This is a genomic window from Thalassobacter stenotrophicus (assembly GCF_001458315.1).
GTDB classification, from domain to species: domain Bacteria; phylum Pseudomonadota; class Alphaproteobacteria; order Rhodobacterales; family Rhodobacteraceae; genus Thalassobacter; species Thalassobacter stenotrophicus.
Genome location: NZ_CYRX01000031.1, coordinates 429,186 through 444,564, shown reverse-complemented (window position 1 = coordinate 444,564; position 15,379 = coordinate 429,186). Strand labels below are relative to the sequence as shown.

Below are 15,379 nucleotides of genomic sequence, written 5' to 3'. Positions count from 1 at the left end.
GTCTTTGGTTCGCAAATATCCCCGCCGGAGGCGCAGTCTCGCCTCACGGACCCGCGCGCCAGCTCACCCCTGTCAGGTCATTGGCTTGGGTGGGCGCATTCTGCCAAAGCCCTTCAATCCGGCTATCCGCCACACCGGTTTTGGCCAGCTGGAACAGGTAACCATTCACGTAGTCCGCCGCGATCATTTTTTGCGCGTCCTGCAGCAAGGTTGTGCGTGTGTCCGGGTCCGCAGTGATGCCAAGTGTCTCTATCAAAGCCTGAAAACCGGCGTTATCGTACTGAAAGTAATAGTCCGGACGGGCATAGATATTGATGTCGGCAGGTTCCGTATGGCTCACGATTGTCAGGTCAAAATCCTTGCCGCGAAACACCTGCTCCAACCACTGAGCCCATTCCATATTGGTGATGTCAGTGGCAATCCCGACAGCGCGCAATTGGCTCGCGATGATCTCACCACCGCGCCGTGCGTAGGAGGGGGGCGGCAGCGCCATACTCAGGCGTAGGTCCGTGGCCCCGGCCTCAGCTAGCAGCGCGCGTGCCATGTCCGGATCATGGGCAGAACCGCCCGTCAGGTCCACGTAATCTGGGTTATGCGGTGCAAAATGCGTGCCGATGGGCGTGCCATATCCAAACATCGCGCCGTCGATAATCGCTTGGCGATCAATCGCATGACTGATCGCTTTACGCACCCGCACATCTGTCAAATTGGCGTTGTTCATCGCGAGGATCGTCTCCCCCTCGGTCGAACCAACGATGACCGAAAACCGCGGATCAGCATCAAAATTCGCCAGCGTTTCGGGCGCAGGAAACACCGGGAACGCATTTACGTCGCCCGCCATCATCGCCGCAAACGCCGCATTCGGGTCCGAGATAAACTTGAACGTCGCACGCGTCAGTGCCGGGGCCGCGCCCCAATAGGCATCAAATCGTTCCAACGTAACGCTGTCGCCCTTGGCCCATTCCACAAAGCGGAACGGCCCGGTGCCTACTGGCTGCGTCGCGTTGGTGGCCACGCTTTCGGGGGCCACGATCACCGCATCCCCCCACGCCATGTTGAACGCAAAGTTGCCGTTGGGCGCATCCAGCGTGATGACGACCGTGCTCGCATCCGGCGCACTCACGTCTGCAATTCCTGCAAACAGCGCCTTTTGCGCGTTGGTACTGTCCTCTGCCCGCGCCCGGTTGAGCGAGAACACAACATCCGCACTGTCCATCGCCGTGCCATCGTGGAAGATGACGCCGGGGCGCAGATCAAAGGTCCACGTTAGCCCGTCCTCCGACACGCTCCAGCTTTGGGCCAGTCCCGGCACAACCGCCCCATCCGAGGCGAAGCGCGTCAGCCCCTCAAACAGGTTGGCGTAGGTCACCTCATCAATGGCCGCCGCCGCGCCGCCCGTCGGGTCAAGGTTCGGTGGCTCCAACTGCATCCCGATGATGATGCTGTCCTGCGCGGCCCACGCGCCGGATGCCATCAATGCAAATGCGGCCACGGACATCTTGAGGGTCTGGGTCATGAGGTGTCTCCCGATTGGTTAACGGGAGTTTATGCGATGCGCCTTATGTGCCGCAAGCCGCTCTCGCAGAACCGCGACATGTGGTCAGTCCCCGCGCAGTCCCGGCTCGGCGGGCGCGCGGGCCAAAACGCGCGTGTTACCGCGCAAAACGACGGTCCATCCACAGCTCACATGCGCAGCAACACGGACCCCGCACGGTGTCCAGCTGCCACAGCGTTGTGGGCCTCAGCGCAGGCCTCTAAGGGCAGGACCTCGGCAATGCGCGGGGTCAGCGTGCCCGCCTCAAGCAGGGTGTTCACGTGGCCAACGGCTTGGGCGCGTTGGGCTGGCGTTAGCAGATAGATCAACGCCAACTCCAAGGTCACGGCTTTGAACATCAACGGATAAAAGGGCAGGGTTGGGGTCATCTCTTGGGCTGAGCCATAGGCCACGATCCGCCCGTTCTCTGCGATGAGGGCGGTGTTCGTCGCAAGGTTTTTGCCGAATTCAACCTCAACGATCTGCTCAACCGGCGCGTCGTCATTCGCGGCGAGGATCTGCTCGGCTAGATCAGGGGCGGTGTAATCCAGCACCGTATCGGCCCCGGCGGCGCGCGCGGCGTCGATGCCTGCGCCGCGGGCCGTCGCGATCACCCGCGCGCCCGATTGGACCGCAATTTGCACCGCCAAATGTCCGACCGTGCCCGCGCCGCCCGAAATCAGCAGCGTTTTACCCGCAACAGGGCCGTTGCCCAGCACCACATGCGCCGCCGTCATTGCCGGAATGCCCAGTGTGGCGCCCTGCTCAAAACTGATGGCGTCGGCCAAGGGGACGGCTTGGGCGGCGGGCAGGGCGATGTAGTCGGCTGCGGTGCCAAACGCGCGTTGCCACTGACCGTTCCAGATCCAGACACGCTGACCGACGCGCGCGGCGTCGACGCCTTCGCCCACAGCCTCAATCACGCCCGCGCCGTCGGAATGGGGGATGATGGTGGGAAAGGGCGGCTTGGTCACACCGGGCCGTCCGCCCGCGCGCGCCTTGACGTCCGAGGGGTTCACACCCGAGGTATGCAACCGCACCAACACCTCACCGGGGGCGGGATCCGGGGTGGGCACATCGGCCAAGATCAAAACATCGGATGCCGGGCCAAACCGGTCATAAGTCATCGCGCGCATGGTATTTTTCCTTATTCGCCGTAGGGCACCCAGATGGTTTTGACCTCTGTGGCGGCCTCTAGGAAGCGGTCCATTTGGGGGGCGGCAAAGTCATGGGTCTGTCCGTAGTTGACCCATGTCCGCTTGAGGTTGCCTGCCGCCTCACGCTCAATCACGCTCGAAATATCCGTGCTTGAAAAGGACCAGCACGCATCCACCTCCATGTGGCCAGCCAAGTGCGGGGCCAGTTCCGCGTGCGACCCGGTCAGGATGTTGATCACGCCGCCGGGCACATCGGAGGTGTCGAGCACTTGGTAGAAATCCGTCGCCGTCAGGGGCGCGGTTTCGGGTGCTGCCAGCACCAGACGGTTGCCCATGGCCATTGCGGCACCGACCACCGAAACCATCGCCAACAGAGGGGTTTGTTCGGCGGCAAAGGCGCCGATCACACCGACCGGGCTGGGCATGCCCAAGGCGATCCCACGGATCGGCACACCGGTCGCGCGGCCCTCATACTTGTCGGCCCACGCGGCGCAGGTGAACAGCCGGTCAAGGGCTGCCTCGACCTCTGCCGTGCCGTCTTGGCCAGTTTGTGCGTGCAACCGGGCGGCAAACTCATCGGCCCGGGCCGATAGGTTTTCGGCCATATAATACAAGATTTGCGCCCGCAGATGGCCGCTCGTTTTGCTCCAACCGCTGGCCTTTGCAGCGGCTTCTACGGCGTTGCGGATGTCTTTGCGGTTGGCCTCGGCCACTTCGCCCAGACAGGCGCCCTTGGGGCCAAACACGCCGCGCACATAGCCGCCGTCGGGGCGTGCTTGTTTGCCGCCGATATACAGTTTGGGCGTCCGGTCGAGGGGGCCTGCCGCAGCCATCTCACCAGTAGGGATGTGCAGCGCGGGCAGCTTTTTCGCATCCCCCACGGGCTTGGTATACGCGCGCAAGCCGGCCCAGCCGCCCTCCCGACCAAAACCGCTTTCCTTTGTGCCTCCAAAGCCCGCGGCGGCGTCCATCAGGTTGGTGGCATTCACCCAAATGATGCCCGCCTCCAGCTTGGGTGCCAAATCCAGAGCGAGGTTCACGTTCTCGGTCCAGAGCGATGCGGCCAGCCCGTAGCGCGTGTTGTTGGCCAATTGCACCGCCTCAACCGGGGTGCGGAACGTGGTGGACACCAACACAGGGCCAAAGATTTCCTCCTGCATCAATGGGTCGGAAGAATGCAGGCCCGTGATCAGGGTGGGCGGGTAAAAGGCCCCGGTCTGCGGCACGGGACCGGCCTGATAGACCTCGCCTTCGGTCTGTTCGACCAAGGCCGCAACCCGCGCGCAATCGGATGCCGCGATCAAGGATCCAACATCAATGCACTTGTCCAATGGATCGCCCATGCGCAGCCCGTCCATGCGGGCCTTCAGCTTGTCATGGAACCTGTCCGCAATCGCTTCATGCACCAACAGGCGTGCGCCCGCACAGCACACTTGCCCACCGTTAAACCAGATTGCATCGACCAATCCCTCGACGGCCGAGTCAATATCTGCGTCGTCGAACACGATGTAGGGGGACTTGCCGCCCAGCTCTAACGTCAGGGCCTTGCCGGTGCCTGCGGTCGCCTCTCGGATGGCGCGGCCCACGGTGGTCGATCCGGTAAAGGCGATTTTGTCTACATCCGGGTGTGCGACAAGCGCGGCTCCCGTTGTCCCATCGCCGGTGACGATGTTCAAGACACCCTTTGGCAGCCCGGCAGCCTGCGCCAACTCTGCAAACATCAGCGCGGTCAGGGGGGTCTGCTCTGCGGGTTTGAGGACAACCGTGTTGCCCATTGCCAAAGCTGGCGCGACCTTCCACGCCAACATCAATAGCGGAAAGTTCCACGGAATGATCTGGCCGCAGACGCCGATCGCCTCACGCCCGGGCAGGTTTTCGGCCATCAGCTGGGCCATCCCTGCGTGATAGTAAAAATGCCGCGCCACAAGCGGCAGGTCGATGTCGCGGCTTTCGCGGATGGGTTTGCCGGTATCGAGCGTTTCAAGAACCGCGAGCGCGCGGGCGTGTTTTTGCACCTGCCGAGCCAGCGCGTACAGATGCCGGGCGCGTTGATGCCCGGACAGGGCGGCCCATTCGGGCTGAGCGCGGCGGGCCGCTTTGACGGCCGCATCCACGTCCGCAGCTGTGCCTTGGCTGACCTCGGCAAGGACCTCGCCGGTGGCGGGGTTGTGGGTTTTGAACCCGTCGCCCACCGCTTGCGCGCCGTCAATGACATGACCAAAGGGGGCCTTGGCAGCCAGCCACGCGCGCACCTCTCCGTCCGCCTCAGGGGCGGGGCCGTATTCCAAAGTTGCAAAGATATCAGCGACGTCTGTCATGGTCTTCATCCAAAATTAGCCCATCGGGTGGCGGTGGCTGGCGGAATAACGCCCGGTGACGTGGTGCTCTAGCTGCCGCTCAATGTCATTCAAAAGCGACGAGGCGCCGAACCGGAACAGGTCTGGTTGCACCCAGCGCGGCCCCAATTCATCGCGGATCATGGCCATATAGACCAAGGCGTCCTTCGCCTTGGAAATCCCACCGGCGGGTTTGTAGCCGACCTTGTGCCCGGTGCGATCCGCATAGTCCCGGATCGCGCGCAACATCACCAGCGTGACGGGCAGGGTCGCGTTCACGGGCTCCTTCCCGGTGGAGGTTTTGATGAAATCTGCACCCGCCATCATGCACACCAACGACGCCCGCGCCACGTTGCGCAGGCTGCCCAATTCGCCCGTCGCAAGGATCGCTTTGACGTGGGCATCGCCACAGGCCGCGCGATAGGCGCACGTCTCATCATAGAGCGCTTGCCAATCCCCGGTCAGCACATGACGCCGAGAGATCACGATGTCGATCTCGGCGGCACCGGCCGCGACGCTGGCCTCAATTTCTGCGATGCGCGTGTGAAATGGTGACAAGCCCGCCGGAAACCCCGTGGAAACGGCCGCCACCGGAATGCCGGTGCTCTGCAACGCATCGACGGCTGTGGCCACCATCTCATGGTAAACGCAGATCGCGCCGGTGGTCAGGGGCGGCAGGCCGAGGGCCGTGTTCAGATCGGCGCGTAAGGGCTGACGGCCCTTGGCACACAGCCGCCGCACCCGGCCCGGCGTATCATCGCCCGACAGTGTGGTTAGGTCGATTAACGTGATCGCCTTGGCCAGCCACGCGGCTTGATAAGCCTTTTTGACGGACCGACGTCCGGGCAGCGTGGCGCAGCGGCGCTCAATCGCAGAGGTGTTGGTCTGCGCACGTGCGACCCAATCAAGGTCCAGCGGCATGCCGGGATTGCGCGGCAAGGTAACCTGCGGCAGCTGTGGGGCGGTGCTGGTGGGGGCGGGCGCGTGTGTTTGCGTCTGCATGGCGGGCCTTTGACGAGGAGATGAACCAGCCAAAAGCGTCGCATGGGTCCGGAGGACATGCAACCTGTGACGTGGGGCCTATGGTTGCGCGCGCCCCCGAACCGGCCACATCACTTGCACTGCGCCCACCCCTCGGTCTAGAGGGGGCGCAATCGACCCGAGCACCCCCCCCCTCAGGAGCCTCCGCCATGACCACCCCCTCTGCCACGCCCAAACCGATCATCCCCTTCGACCGCACGACCAAAATCGCGCCATCGATCCTTGCGGCTGATTTCGCTAATTTCGGTGCGGAATGCGCCGCCGTTGAGGCGCAGGGCGCCGATTGGATCCACGTTGATGTCATGGACGGCCACTTTGTGCCCAACATCACCTTTGGCCCCGCCACCTGTGCCGCGATCCGCCCGCACATCAAAACGGTGATGGACGTGCACTTGATGATTGCGCCCGTCGATCCCTACATAGAAGCCTTTGCCGAGGCGGGCGCCGACATCCTGACCGCCCACGTTGAGGCAGGCCCCCACATTCACCGCACGCTGCAAGCGATCCGCGGCGCGGGCGTCAAAGCGGGCATCGCCCTGAACCCCGCCACCCCCGCAAGCGCGGTCGAATACTTGTTGGACATGGTCGATCTGGTCTGTGTGATGACGGTAAACCCCGGCTTTGGCGGGCAAAAATTTATCCACTCACAGATTGAGAAAACCCGCCAACTGCGCGCCATGATCGGCGATCGCCCGATCCATATCGAGATCGACGGCGGCATCACCCCCGAAACGGCCCCGTTGATGACGGCGGCAGGGGCCGATGTGCTGGTCGCGGGTTCTGCGGTGTTTAAGGGCGGGTCGGTGACCAACCCCGCACCTTACGGCGACAACATCCGCGCAATCCGCGCAGCCGCCGACGCTGTGGCCTAATCCCGCGCTGCGGGAAACGCGCCCTCACCGGCGTCCCACAACCGGCCCAATGCGGCCACGTCGGGGGCGTCGGTGCCAAGGCGCGCGGCTTCCCGTGCCACTTCGGCGGCAAGGGCACGGGCGCGGTTGGCTTGATCCGTGGGGTGGCCTTCGTGCTCAAACATTTCCTCTATGGCGTCTGCGGCGGCACTGAACGCGGCACTTAGCTGTGTTGCGGGCAGGGCAGGAAAATTCTGCACAAGCCGCACCCCAAGGGTGCCGCGCCCCGCCAAGTCCTCATGCATGGCCTCGATGATAAACTCGACAACGTGGTCGATTGTCATGATGCGCCTGTGTGCCGTTTCAATAGGCTACGGGTCTACACCCCAAACGCTAAGCAAAGCATAACACCAGCGGTGGCAGGCGCGTTTGCGCCTATACCCGCGATGTGCCGTGGTCGCGGATCAGTTCCGTCAGCAGGGTGCGGGCGGCGTTCAAATGCGTGCCGTGCAACTGTTGCGCTGTGGCCGCATCGCCCGCTTCAATGGCCTCCAGAACCGCCGCGTGACAGTCAAGTGAGGCCGTCGGCAAGGGCCGATGGTGCATCGTGGCCAAGCGCGCACGGCGCACCCGGTCGGTATAGCGATCAAAGATCGTGACCAACTCAGGGTTGCCTGACAACTCGACCAAGGCGCGGTGAAAATCCTCATCCGCGCTGGCCCACGTGCCCATGTCCCGCACACTGAGCGCGTAGCGCATATTGCCAACGGCGCGCTGCAATTGCGCCAATTCACCAAACGCATGGGGGTGCCGGGCGGCGACCCGACCCACAGCCACGATTTCCAGCGCCGTGAGGACCTCATAGATATGAGCCATGTCCTCAACAGATATGCTCGCGATGGTGATGCCGTGGCGGGGGCGGACCGTGACCAATCCGGCTGTTTGCAACCGCATCGCGGCCTCCCGGACGGGGGTGCGCGACAGGCCAAGGTGGGCGGCCAACTCGGCTTCGGTGAAACGCGTGCCCGGCAGCATCCGGCCCGAAAAGATCTGCTCGCGCAGGGTGGTTTCGGCCAAATCGGTCAAGGTCTCGGTCATAGCGTCACTTTCCGCCCTTCGGCATCCGAGGCATAGCACGCCGCTTCCATCCGCAGCACCTCAAGGTAGTCTTGGGCGGTGTTTTCCAGCGCCGTGCCGGTCGTCAGGGCATCGCGGACGTGCAGTTGCAATGCACGCACACAATCTCCCGCAAATCCGGGCCAATCGCGCCCCTCTAACAGGCACTCCGCCTGCGCGCCACGGGTGCCAAACCGGCGCAGATGCACCGCGCCGTCGCCCGTCAGGTGCAGGCTGGCTTGTGTGCCCTCGATCAAGGCCTCGCCAAAGGTGCGGCGCGGGCTGTCGGTGTCAAAATCAAGCAAGCGATTGCCGTCTAGCACAGCGCGCGCCCCGCCCTGCCAGCCAAGGACAACATGGCCTGCATCCTCGCCCGCGATGGCGGGGTTAAGCCGGCGCAGATCGGCATAAACGCTTTGCACAGGCCCCATCAGATAGCGGAACGTGTCCAGATAATGCACGCCGGTTTCATGGATCAAAAGCCGGGGCATCGTCTGAAAATAGGGTTGGCGATCCATGTAGGCGTCGGGGCCTTGGCCATCGCCTGTGCGCAAGCGAAACGTCAGGTTCAAAACCTCGCCCAATTGCCCTGCATCTATCGCGGCTTTGATCGTGCGAAACCACGGCTGAAACCGAAAGTTTTCGTGGATAATCAGCGGGACAGCGGCGGTTTGCGCAGCTTCCGCAAGGGCTGTGGCCTCCTCCAACGAGGTGGCAAATGGCTTTTGGCAGATCACCGCACGGGGGCGTGCGGCCAGCGCCTGTGTGACCGCTGTATGGTGGCTGGGCGGGGGGGTAATAATGTCGATGATATCGGGGCTGGTGGCCGCGATCATGGTGGCCAGATCGGCAAAACCCTGCGCGCCGTGGGTGTTGGCTGCGGCTTTTGCACGGTCGGGGTCCTGATCGGCGACGCCGACCAGTGTGCAGCCCTCCATGCTGGCCCATGCCGCGTGGTGGTGTCGTGCGAAATACCCCGCACCCAGACATGCAACGCGCAGGGTCATAGTGCTGCGGCGACGGCGTCTGCGGCGGCCTCGGTCCCGCAGGTGCCACCCAAATCGCGGGTGACATTGCGGCCCTCGGCCACCACGGCATCCACGGCGGCGCGCAGGCGGGCGCCATCCGCGCGCAGGGCGGGCGCGTCGTGGGTGTCGGCCAGCCAATCCAGCATCATCGCCGCCGACAGGATCATCGCAAAGGGGTTCGCCACCCCTTGGCCCGCGATATCGGGGGCGGAGCCGTGGCAGGGTTGGAACACCGCGTGCTGTTCGCCGATGTCCGCGGACGGCGCAAGGCCAAGCCCCCCCATCAGACCCGCGCCCAAGTCCGACAGGATATCGCCGAACATGTTTTCCGTCACCATAACGTCGAAAATCCAAGGTCGGTCCACCATCCACAATGCGGTCGCATCCACATACGCGTGGTCCGCGCCCAGATCGGGGTGCTGGGCCATTTCCGCATCGAAAATCTCACGAAAAAATGCGAAGGCGCGGAAAACGTTGGCTTTATCAACGCATGTGACATGGCCTGCGTGGCCTGCGGCCTTGCGCGTTGTGGCCAGCCGTGCGGCAAAGCGCATCAGTTTTTCCGAGGTCGCGCGGGTGATGCGTAGGGTTTCTTCGGCGTAATCCTGCGTGACGTGGCCGGTCCCTTGGGTGTGGAACAGGCCTTCGGTGCTTTCGCGGATCAGGACGAAATCAACGCTTTGCCCGCCCTCAAGCCGCAGGGGCGTGGGCGTGCCCGGCGTGATGCGCACGGGCCGTACGCCTGCAAACAGGTTAAACCGTTTGCGCAGGTCAATCTGGGGCGAAATCTCGGTCCCGTCGGGATAGCGCACATCGGGCAGACCCATCGCGGACAGCAGGATCGCGTCGGCGGCACCTGCGGCCTCAAGCGAGGCGGCGGGGAGGCTATCCCCGGTGCGCGCGTAGTGGGCGGCACCGGCGGGGCAGGGCACAAACCGCAGGCCGTAGCCGCCCGCTTGCGCGAGGCCCTCAAGCAGGCGCACAGTGGGGGCCATGATCTCGGGGCCAATGCCGTCACCTTCAAAAACGGCGATCTCAAAATTGGATTTCATGGGGCCTCACGTGCTGTGCCAGATTAGGCATTGATTGAACCGACAATGTATACATTAATGTATACATTAATCCAGACCCGGAAAGAGACACATATGTTCGCTGTCGTCGTTACGTTCGAAATCAAACCAGAGGCCGTCGCGGCCTTCACAGACTTGGTGTGCCATAACGCCGAGACATCGGAACTGTTGGAACCCGGGTGCCACCAGTTTGACGTGTGTACGGATCCGGGGCGCCCGAATGAGGTGATGCTGTATGAGCTGTATTCCGATGCGGCCAGCTTTGATGCCCACCGCGCGTCGCCGCATTACCATGTGTTCACGGCGGCGATTGAAGACATGGTGCGGCAAAAGACAGTGCAGACCTATGTGAACGTCCGCCAAGGTGGGGCGGAGGCATGACGACGGGCGAAAGCGGCACGTGGGAGGTTCTGGCTGTCAAGTACGCGGAGCGGAACGCCCGGACCCGTGCTGACAGCTTTTTGTTCGATGACGCCCACGATACCCCGCATGAGATGGACTATTATATCTGGGTGCTGCGGCAGGGCGCGCGGGTGATCTTGGTCGATACCGGATATGACGCCCCCGAGGCCACGCGCCGGGACCGGCCCATCCAGATCGACCCCCGTACGGCGCTCAAGCCCTTGGGTATTGCGGCAGAGGATGTGACGGAGGTGATCGTCACACACCTGCATTACGACCACGCCGGGGGATTGCACCTGTTTCCTAACGCGAAACTGCATCTTCAGGCGGCTGAGATGGCTTTTGCGACCGGCCCCTGCATGTGCCACGACGCGCTGCGGATGCCGTTTACGGCCGATCACGTGTGTGAGGCGGTCAAACGGCTGTTCGCGGGGCAGGTGCAGTTTCATGACGGCAGTGCCGAGATCGCCGATGGCGTCCGGTTACACTGTATCGGGGGGCATTCGAAGGGATTGCAGGCGGTGCAGGTGCGCACGCAGGCGGGGTGGCTATGCCTCGCGTCTGATGCGGCGCATTATTATGAGAACGTGTTCCGCGGCAAGGTATTCCCGCTGGTTGTGGATGTGGATGACATGTTGGCGGGGTTCGAGACGCTCAAGTCACTGGTGTCGGCGCCGGGGCTGATTGTGCCGGGTCATGACCCGCTTGTGCGGCAGGTTTTTCCCCGCTGGCAAGAGGGCGCGGACATCTGGCGGTTGGATGCGGGCCCGGTCGCGGCGGATGCGGATTGGTTAAACTCTATTACCGATTCGTAAACGTGTGATCGATTCGACCCTATCGCCTAGCGCATAGCCGGTTGTCCCTGATTGCATACCCAGTAACCCGTAGGGTGCGGCGGCTGTTGGGGGCGTAAACCATGCCGTTAGCGAAAACATTATCGGGGTGCTGCAATTGACCCGATAAGTCTGTCGGTCTAAAAGTGCCATGGGAACGGGGTATCAGCGCAATTTTTGCATTGATACTGAGCAATGGGGAGACATTATCCTGCACGATGGCCCGCTAAAGGCGCATTCCACTGTCGTAAGACTATGCGTTAGGTGCGATCGGTCCCTAGTAAACGCCTTGCCAAATCGGTAAGGAAACTTCACCAAAACCTATGTTCCACGGGAGGAACTCAACATGAAACTGAAATCAATCGCGCTGGGCACTGTGACCGCGCTTGCCGTCACCGGCACCGCAGCACAGTCCCAAGAAGTGTTCGAGATGACCACAGCGTTCGGTAAGAACCTGCCAATCCTCGGCACCGGCGCCACCGACTTTGTCGCCAAGATCAACTCGATCTCCACCGAAGTGGAATTTGAGCACTTCGATCCCGGTGAGCTGGTCCCCGCCCTCGAAGCTCTCGACGCTGTGTCGTCCGGTTCCGTAGACGCGGCCTACACCACTGCTGGTTACTGGCAGGGTAAAATCCCCGCAGCATCGCTGTTCTCCGCTGTGCCTTTCGGCCCAGAAGCTGGCGAATTCCTTGGCTGGATGCTGTACGACGACGGTTTGGAGCTGTTCCAGCGCATGTACGTCGAAGCTGGCTTTAACGTCCACGTTCTGCCCTGTGGTGTGACCGCACCCGAGACATCCGGCTGGTTCAAGAACGAGATCAACTCGATCTCCGACCTCGAAGGCCTGAACATGCGCTTCTTCGGCCTGGGTGCTGAAGTCATGCAGCGTCTTGGCGTTTCCACATCGCTGCTGGCTGGTGGTGACATCTTCCCCGCGCTGGAGCGTGGCGCGATCGATGCGACCGAATTCTCCATGCCCGTCATCGACGCGCGTCTGGGCTTCTATAATATCGCGAAGTTCAACTACTTCCCAGGTTGGCACCAGCCCGCGACCATCTATGAGCTGATGATCAACCGCGATCGTTGGGAAGACCTCGATGAGATGTCGCAAAACCAGATCGAAATGGCTTGCTTGGCAAACCTGACGACCAACTACGCAGAAGGCGAAGCCACAAACTTCCCCGCCATGGTCGACAACGTTGAAAACCAAGGCGTGACCATCAAACAGTGGTCGCCCGAGATCCTCGAAACATTCGAGACCACATGGAACGAAGTGGCTGCAGAGCTGGCGTCCGAAGATGCATACTTCAAAGAAGTGTGGGACGATCTGCAAGAGTACCGCGCAGGCTACAAAACCTGGGGCAACTCGATCTACCTGCCACGCCCACGCAACTAAGTGCGTGGTCCTTTAAGCGCGTGGTAACGCGGGCTTAAGGCCAAAGACCTTGGGCCGGGCGATCCTGAAATAGCGGACCGCCCGGCCTTTTTTATCAGACCCCCTGCCATGCCCGCTTGAAAAAAGAGGCATGCAACACGGAGCAGACAGATGGAGAACCAAGAGCCCGTCGTGGCCATTTCCGACCCCGGTGAGGTTGGTCGTGCCGCGCACAATGCCGGTGATCGCGCCATCATTCAGATTTCAAACGTTTTTGCGTGGCTGTTCCCGATCCTGATGATGGCCATCGTGGCGCAGGTTATCCTGCGGCAGTCTGGTTTTAACCAAGCGTGGTTGGATGACATGCAGTGGTGGCTGTATGGTGCCGCCGTTCTGATCGCTATCGGTTACGCCGTGACAACCAATGGCCACGTGCGCGTGGATATTTTCTACGACAACTACGCCCCCGAAAAGCAGGCCAAGATCGACTGCTTTGGCTTGGTTTGGCTGTTTTTGCCGTTTGTGATCCTGTGCTGGGACCTGACGATCCATTACGCCATCGCCAGTGTTGCCGCCATGGAAGGGTCCTCTAGCCCCAACGGTTTGCATAACCTGTGGCTGCTGAAGTGTTTCATGAACGTCAGCTTCATCTTTGTGGGCGCTGCTGCGTGGTTCACCTATACCCGCCGCCTTGCCACCTTGTGTGAGCCGGTTCTGTGGAAAAAGCTGTTCTACGCGTTTCCGTCGATCATGTTCTTGGTGAATTTGGTCGTCTATTACGCAAGCTGGTGGTTTATCTATTTCACCTCCGAAGAGGGAACGACCTTCCGCCAAGTGACCCGTGCCGACTATTTCGATGAGATCGAGTGGGGTCCGTTTGAGACCGCCCCCTCCGTCGCCATCGCGCTTGTCTTGACCCTTGTGCTTATTGGTGCCGCGCGCGCCATGGCCCCTAAATCGTAAGGCTCCAATATCATGGGTATCCTTGAAGTCCTGGGGGCGTTTGTCACCCTCAACGAAATCGCCGTGCTGGCGATGTTCCTCACCTTTATTTTCCTGCTGTTCCGCGGCGTCCCGGTGGCGTTCGCGCTGGTGGGTGTGTCGCTGATCTTTGTGTTGATCGCCGAGATTTTCCTTGATCCGTTCCGGTCCAATTTCCGCGATGTGATTGAGTTTGACCGTACGGGCATCGACTATCAACGCCTTGGGGCGCTGGGGTCACGGCTGTTTGGCAATATCGTGCAGAACCCTGTTTTGGTGGCGCTGCCGATGTTCATCTACATGGGCCTGATGCTGGATCAATCCGGCGTTGCTCAGCGGATGATGCACGCCATGCAAAAGCTGTTTGGTGGCCTGAAGGGTGGTTTGTCCCTGACGGTTCTGCTGATCGGGATCATCCTTGCGGCCTCGACCGGGGTGATTGGTGCGTCGGTGACGTTGCTGGGCGTGATGGCCCTGCCTGCGATGATGAAGCAGAACTACTCCAAGCCGATTGCGACGGGTACGATTGCCTCTGCCGGTACGCTCGGGATTTTGATCCCACCGTCGATCATGCTGGTGATCATGTCCGATCAGCTGGCCATTTCGCTGGGTGATCTGTTCATGGGGGCGCTGTTCCCCGGGCTGCTGCTGGGTGCGCTGTATATCACGTTCATCGTGGTGTTTGGCCTGATCTCGCCCAGCTCGATGCCTGCGCCGGAAAAGACCGATGAGGTTGGTTGGCCCGTGGTCAAGGAAGTATTGTTGGCCGTTGTGCCGCCGATGTTCCTGATCCTGCTGGTGCTGGGTTCGATCTTTGCGGGTATCGCGACGCCGACCGAGGCCTCTGGTCTGGGTGCATTCGGGGCCACGATGCTGGCGGTTCTGAACCGCAAGCTGAACTTCAAAGTCTTTGTTGAGGTCGCACGCTCCACTCTGAACACGGCCGGTTACATCGTGGGTATCTTCCTCGCGGCGAACTTCTTTGCTTTCGTTCTGCGCCGCTACGGTGGGGATGAGATCATCGAAAACCACATCTTGGGTATCTTTGATAACCCCTACATGATCGTGGCGTTCATCCTGTTCCTCGTGTTCCTGCTGGGTTTCTTGCTGGACTGGATCGAGATCACGATCATCATCATGCCGCTGATGCTGCCGATCATTCAGGGGCTTGAGCTGGCTGTGCCGGGCTTTGGTCAGGTCCAAGATCCTGCAGTGGTGTGGTTCGCGATCCTTGTGGCGGTGACGTTGCAGACCTCGTTCTTGACGCCGCCGGTTGGCTTTGCGCTGTTCTACCTCAAGGGCGTGTGCCCCCCCGGTGTGTCGCTGAGCCATATCTACAAAGGTGTGATCCCCTTCGTGCTGCTGCAGCTGTTGGGTCTGGGCATTGTGTTTGCCTTCCCCGCGCTGACGACGTGGCTGCCATCGGTGGCCTACGGAAACTAGCATCAGCAATCAGCTGGTGAAAATTGAAAACCGCGCCTTTCGGGGCGCGGTTTTTTCGTGGCCGCGCCCCTGCGACACGCGGTCCCTTTGCCCTTGAACCGCTGCGGGGATCACGCCATATCTGCCTCAAGCAAAACGTGGACTGCCACCCGCGCGGCGCGCATCTGCCCCGGATCGGACGCCTGGGGCGCAAAATAAAAGGATGATCC

14 protein-coding genes are annotated in these 15,379 nt (G+C 61.6%); 6 read left to right on the top strand and 8 right to left on the bottom strand.

All coding sequences use genetic code 11. The annotated features are described in order from the left end of the window. Positions 1-43: 43 nt before the first annotated feature. The 4 genes from THS5294_RS12740 to deoC all read right to left on the bottom strand — a co-directional run bounded on the left by THS5294_RS12740 (position 44) and on the right by deoC (position 6,029). Positions 44-1,516 carry an ABC transporter substrate-binding protein gene (locus tag THS5294_RS12740; RefSeq protein WP_058124064.1) on the bottom strand — a complete coding sequence of 491 codons (1,473 nt, stop codon included), beginning with the start codon at positions 1,514-1,516 and terminating at the stop codon, positions 44-46. 167 nt (positions 1,517-1,683) lie between these two features. Continuing rightward, complete coding sequence (locus THS5294_RS12735; protein ID WP_058124063.1) at positions 1,684-2,670, bottom strand: NADPH:quinone reductase; 987 nt, start codon at positions 2,668-2,670, stop codon at positions 1,684-1,686. 11 nt (positions 2,671-2,681) lie between these two features. After that, positions 2,682-5,009, bottom strand: a complete 2,328-nt coding sequence (locus THS5294_RS12730; protein WP_058124062.1) for an aldehyde dehydrogenase family protein — start codon at positions 5,007-5,009, stop codon at positions 2,682-2,684. Between the two features lie 15 nt (positions 5,010-5,024). Then, positions 5,025-6,029 carry a deoxyribose-phosphate aldolase gene (deoC, locus tag THS5294_RS12725; protein ID WP_058124061.1) on the bottom strand — a complete coding sequence of 335 codons (1,005 nt, stop codon included), beginning with the start codon at positions 6,027-6,029 and terminating at the stop codon, positions 5,025-5,027. Between the two features lie 188 nt (positions 6,030-6,217). Between deoC and rpe the strand changes: the two genes are divergently transcribed. Next, complete coding sequence (rpe, locus tag THS5294_RS12720; protein WP_082645022.1) at positions 6,218-6,940, top strand: ribulose-phosphate 3-epimerase; 723 nt, start codon at positions 6,218-6,220, stop codon at positions 6,938-6,940. Here the strand turns inward: rpe and THS5294_RS12715 are convergent. The 4 genes from THS5294_RS12715 to THS5294_RS12700 all read right to left on the bottom strand — a co-directional run bounded on the left by THS5294_RS12715 (position 6,937) and on the right by THS5294_RS12700 (position 10,115). Beyond that, positions 6,937-7,263, bottom strand: a complete 327-nt coding sequence (locus tag THS5294_RS12715) for a hypothetical protein (protein ID WP_058124060.1) — start codon at positions 7,261-7,263, stop codon at positions 6,937-6,939. The two genes, rpe and THS5294_RS12715, sit on opposite strands and share 4 nt — an antisense overlap. 91 nt (positions 7,264-7,354) lie before the next feature. Continuing rightward, positions 7,355-8,017, bottom strand: coding sequence for a GntR family transcriptional regulator (locus THS5294_RS12710; protein WP_058124059.1), 663 nt, complete (start codon positions 8,015-8,017; stop codon positions 7,355-7,357). Continuing rightward, positions 8,014-9,042 carry a Gfo/Idh/MocA family protein gene (locus THS5294_RS12705; protein ID WP_058124058.1) on the bottom strand — a complete coding sequence of 343 codons (1,029 nt, stop codon included), beginning with the start codon at positions 9,040-9,042 and terminating at the stop codon, positions 8,014-8,016. The genes THS5294_RS12710 and THS5294_RS12705 overlap by 4 nt, the downstream gene beginning before the upstream one ends. Then, positions 9,039-10,115 carry an isocitrate/isopropylmalate dehydrogenase family protein gene (locus THS5294_RS12700; RefSeq protein ID WP_058124057.1) on the bottom strand — a complete coding sequence of 359 codons (1,077 nt, stop codon included), beginning with the start codon at positions 10,113-10,115 and terminating at the stop codon, positions 9,039-9,041. The genes THS5294_RS12705 and THS5294_RS12700 overlap by 4 nt, the downstream gene beginning before the upstream one ends. A 93-nt stretch (positions 10,116-10,208) precedes the next feature. On the opposite strand from THS5294_RS12700, the gene THS5294_RS12695 reads away from it, so the two are divergent. The 5 genes from THS5294_RS12695 (at position 10,209) to THS5294_RS12675 (ending at position 15,170) form a co-directional block, all read left to right on the top strand. Further along, positions 10,209-10,514: a putative quinol monooxygenase gene (locus THS5294_RS12695; RefSeq protein WP_038007014.1), complete on the top strand. Its 306-nt coding sequence runs from the start codon at positions 10,209-10,211 to the stop codon at positions 10,512-10,514. Next, on the top strand, positions 10,511-11,350 hold the full coding sequence (locus THS5294_RS12690; protein WP_058124056.1) for an N-acyl homoserine lactonase family protein: 840 nt from the start codon (positions 10,511-10,513) through the stop codon (positions 11,348-11,350). Before THS5294_RS12695 ends, THS5294_RS12690 begins: the two co-directional genes overlap by 4 nt. A gap of 364 nt (positions 11,351-11,714) precedes the next feature. After that, complete coding sequence (locus THS5294_RS12685) at positions 11,715-12,767, top strand: TRAP transporter substrate-binding protein (protein ID WP_058124055.1); 1,053 nt, start codon at positions 11,715-11,717, stop codon at positions 12,765-12,767. A 150-nt stretch (positions 12,768-12,917) separates the two neighbouring features. Beyond that, positions 12,918-13,709 carry a TRAP transporter small permease subunit gene (locus THS5294_RS12680; protein ID WP_058124054.1) on the top strand — a complete coding sequence of 264 codons (792 nt, stop codon included), beginning with the start codon at positions 12,918-12,920 and terminating at the stop codon, positions 13,707-13,709. A gap of 12 nt (positions 13,710-13,721) precedes the next feature. Further along, positions 13,722-15,170, top strand: a complete 1,449-nt coding sequence (locus THS5294_RS12675) for a TRAP transporter large permease (RefSeq protein WP_038007019.1) — start codon at positions 13,722-13,724, stop codon at positions 15,168-15,170. Positions 15,171-15,379: the final 209 nt, after the last annotated feature.

What these genes read in the sequence shown, in the direction of transcription:
- THS5294_RS12730 (WP_058124062.1), bottom strand. Translation starts at nt 5,009, where the DNA reads ATGACAGACGTCGCTGATATCTTTGCAACTTTGGAATACGGCCCCGCC.
- rpe (WP_082645022.1), top strand. Translation starts at nt 6,218, where the DNA reads ATGACCACCCCCTCTGCCACGCCCAAACCGATCATCCCCTTCGACCGC.
- THS5294_RS12675 (WP_038007019.1), top strand. Translation starts at nt 13,722, where the DNA reads ATGGGTATCCTTGAAGTCCTGGGGGCGTTTGTCACCCTCAACGAAATC.
- deoC (WP_058124061.1), bottom strand. Translation starts at nt 6,029, where the DNA reads ATGCAGACGCAAACACACGCGCCCGCCCCCACCAGCACCGCCCCACAG.
- THS5294_RS12740 (WP_058124064.1), bottom strand. Translation starts at nt 1,516, where the DNA reads ATGACCCAGACCCTCAAGATGTCCGTGGCCGCATTTGCATTGATGGCA.
- THS5294_RS12710 (WP_058124059.1), bottom strand. Translation starts at nt 8,017, where the DNA reads ATGACCGAGACCTTGACCGATTTGGCCGAAACCACCCTGCGCGAGCAG.
- THS5294_RS12705 (WP_058124058.1), bottom strand. Translation starts at nt 9,042, where the DNA reads ATGACCCTGCGCGTTGCATGTCTGGGTGCGGGGTATTTCGCACGACAC.
- THS5294_RS12680 (WP_058124054.1), top strand. Translation starts at nt 12,918, where the DNA reads ATGGAGAACCAAGAGCCCGTCGTGGCCATTTCCGACCCCGGTGAGGTT.
- THS5294_RS12690 (WP_058124056.1), top strand. Translation starts at nt 10,511, where the DNA reads ATGACGACGGGCGAAAGCGGCACGTGGGAGGTTCTGGCTGTCAAGTAC.
- THS5294_RS12695 (WP_038007014.1), top strand. Translation starts at nt 10,209, where the DNA reads ATGTTCGCTGTCGTCGTTACGTTCGAAATCAAACCAGAGGCCGTCGCG.
- THS5294_RS12700 (WP_058124057.1), bottom strand. Translation starts at nt 10,115, where the DNA reads ATGAAATCCAATTTTGAGATCGCCGTTTTTGAAGGTGACGGCATTGGC.
- THS5294_RS12685 (WP_058124055.1), top strand. Translation starts at nt 11,715, where the DNA reads ATGAAACTGAAATCAATCGCGCTGGGCACTGTGACCGCGCTTGCCGTC.
- THS5294_RS12715 (WP_058124060.1), bottom strand. Translation starts at nt 7,263, where the DNA reads ATGACAATCGACCACGTTGTCGAGTTTATCATCGAGGCCATGCATGAG.
- THS5294_RS12735 (WP_058124063.1), bottom strand. Translation starts at nt 2,670, where the DNA reads ATGCGCGCGATGACTTATGACCGGTTTGGCCCGGCATCCGATGTTTTG.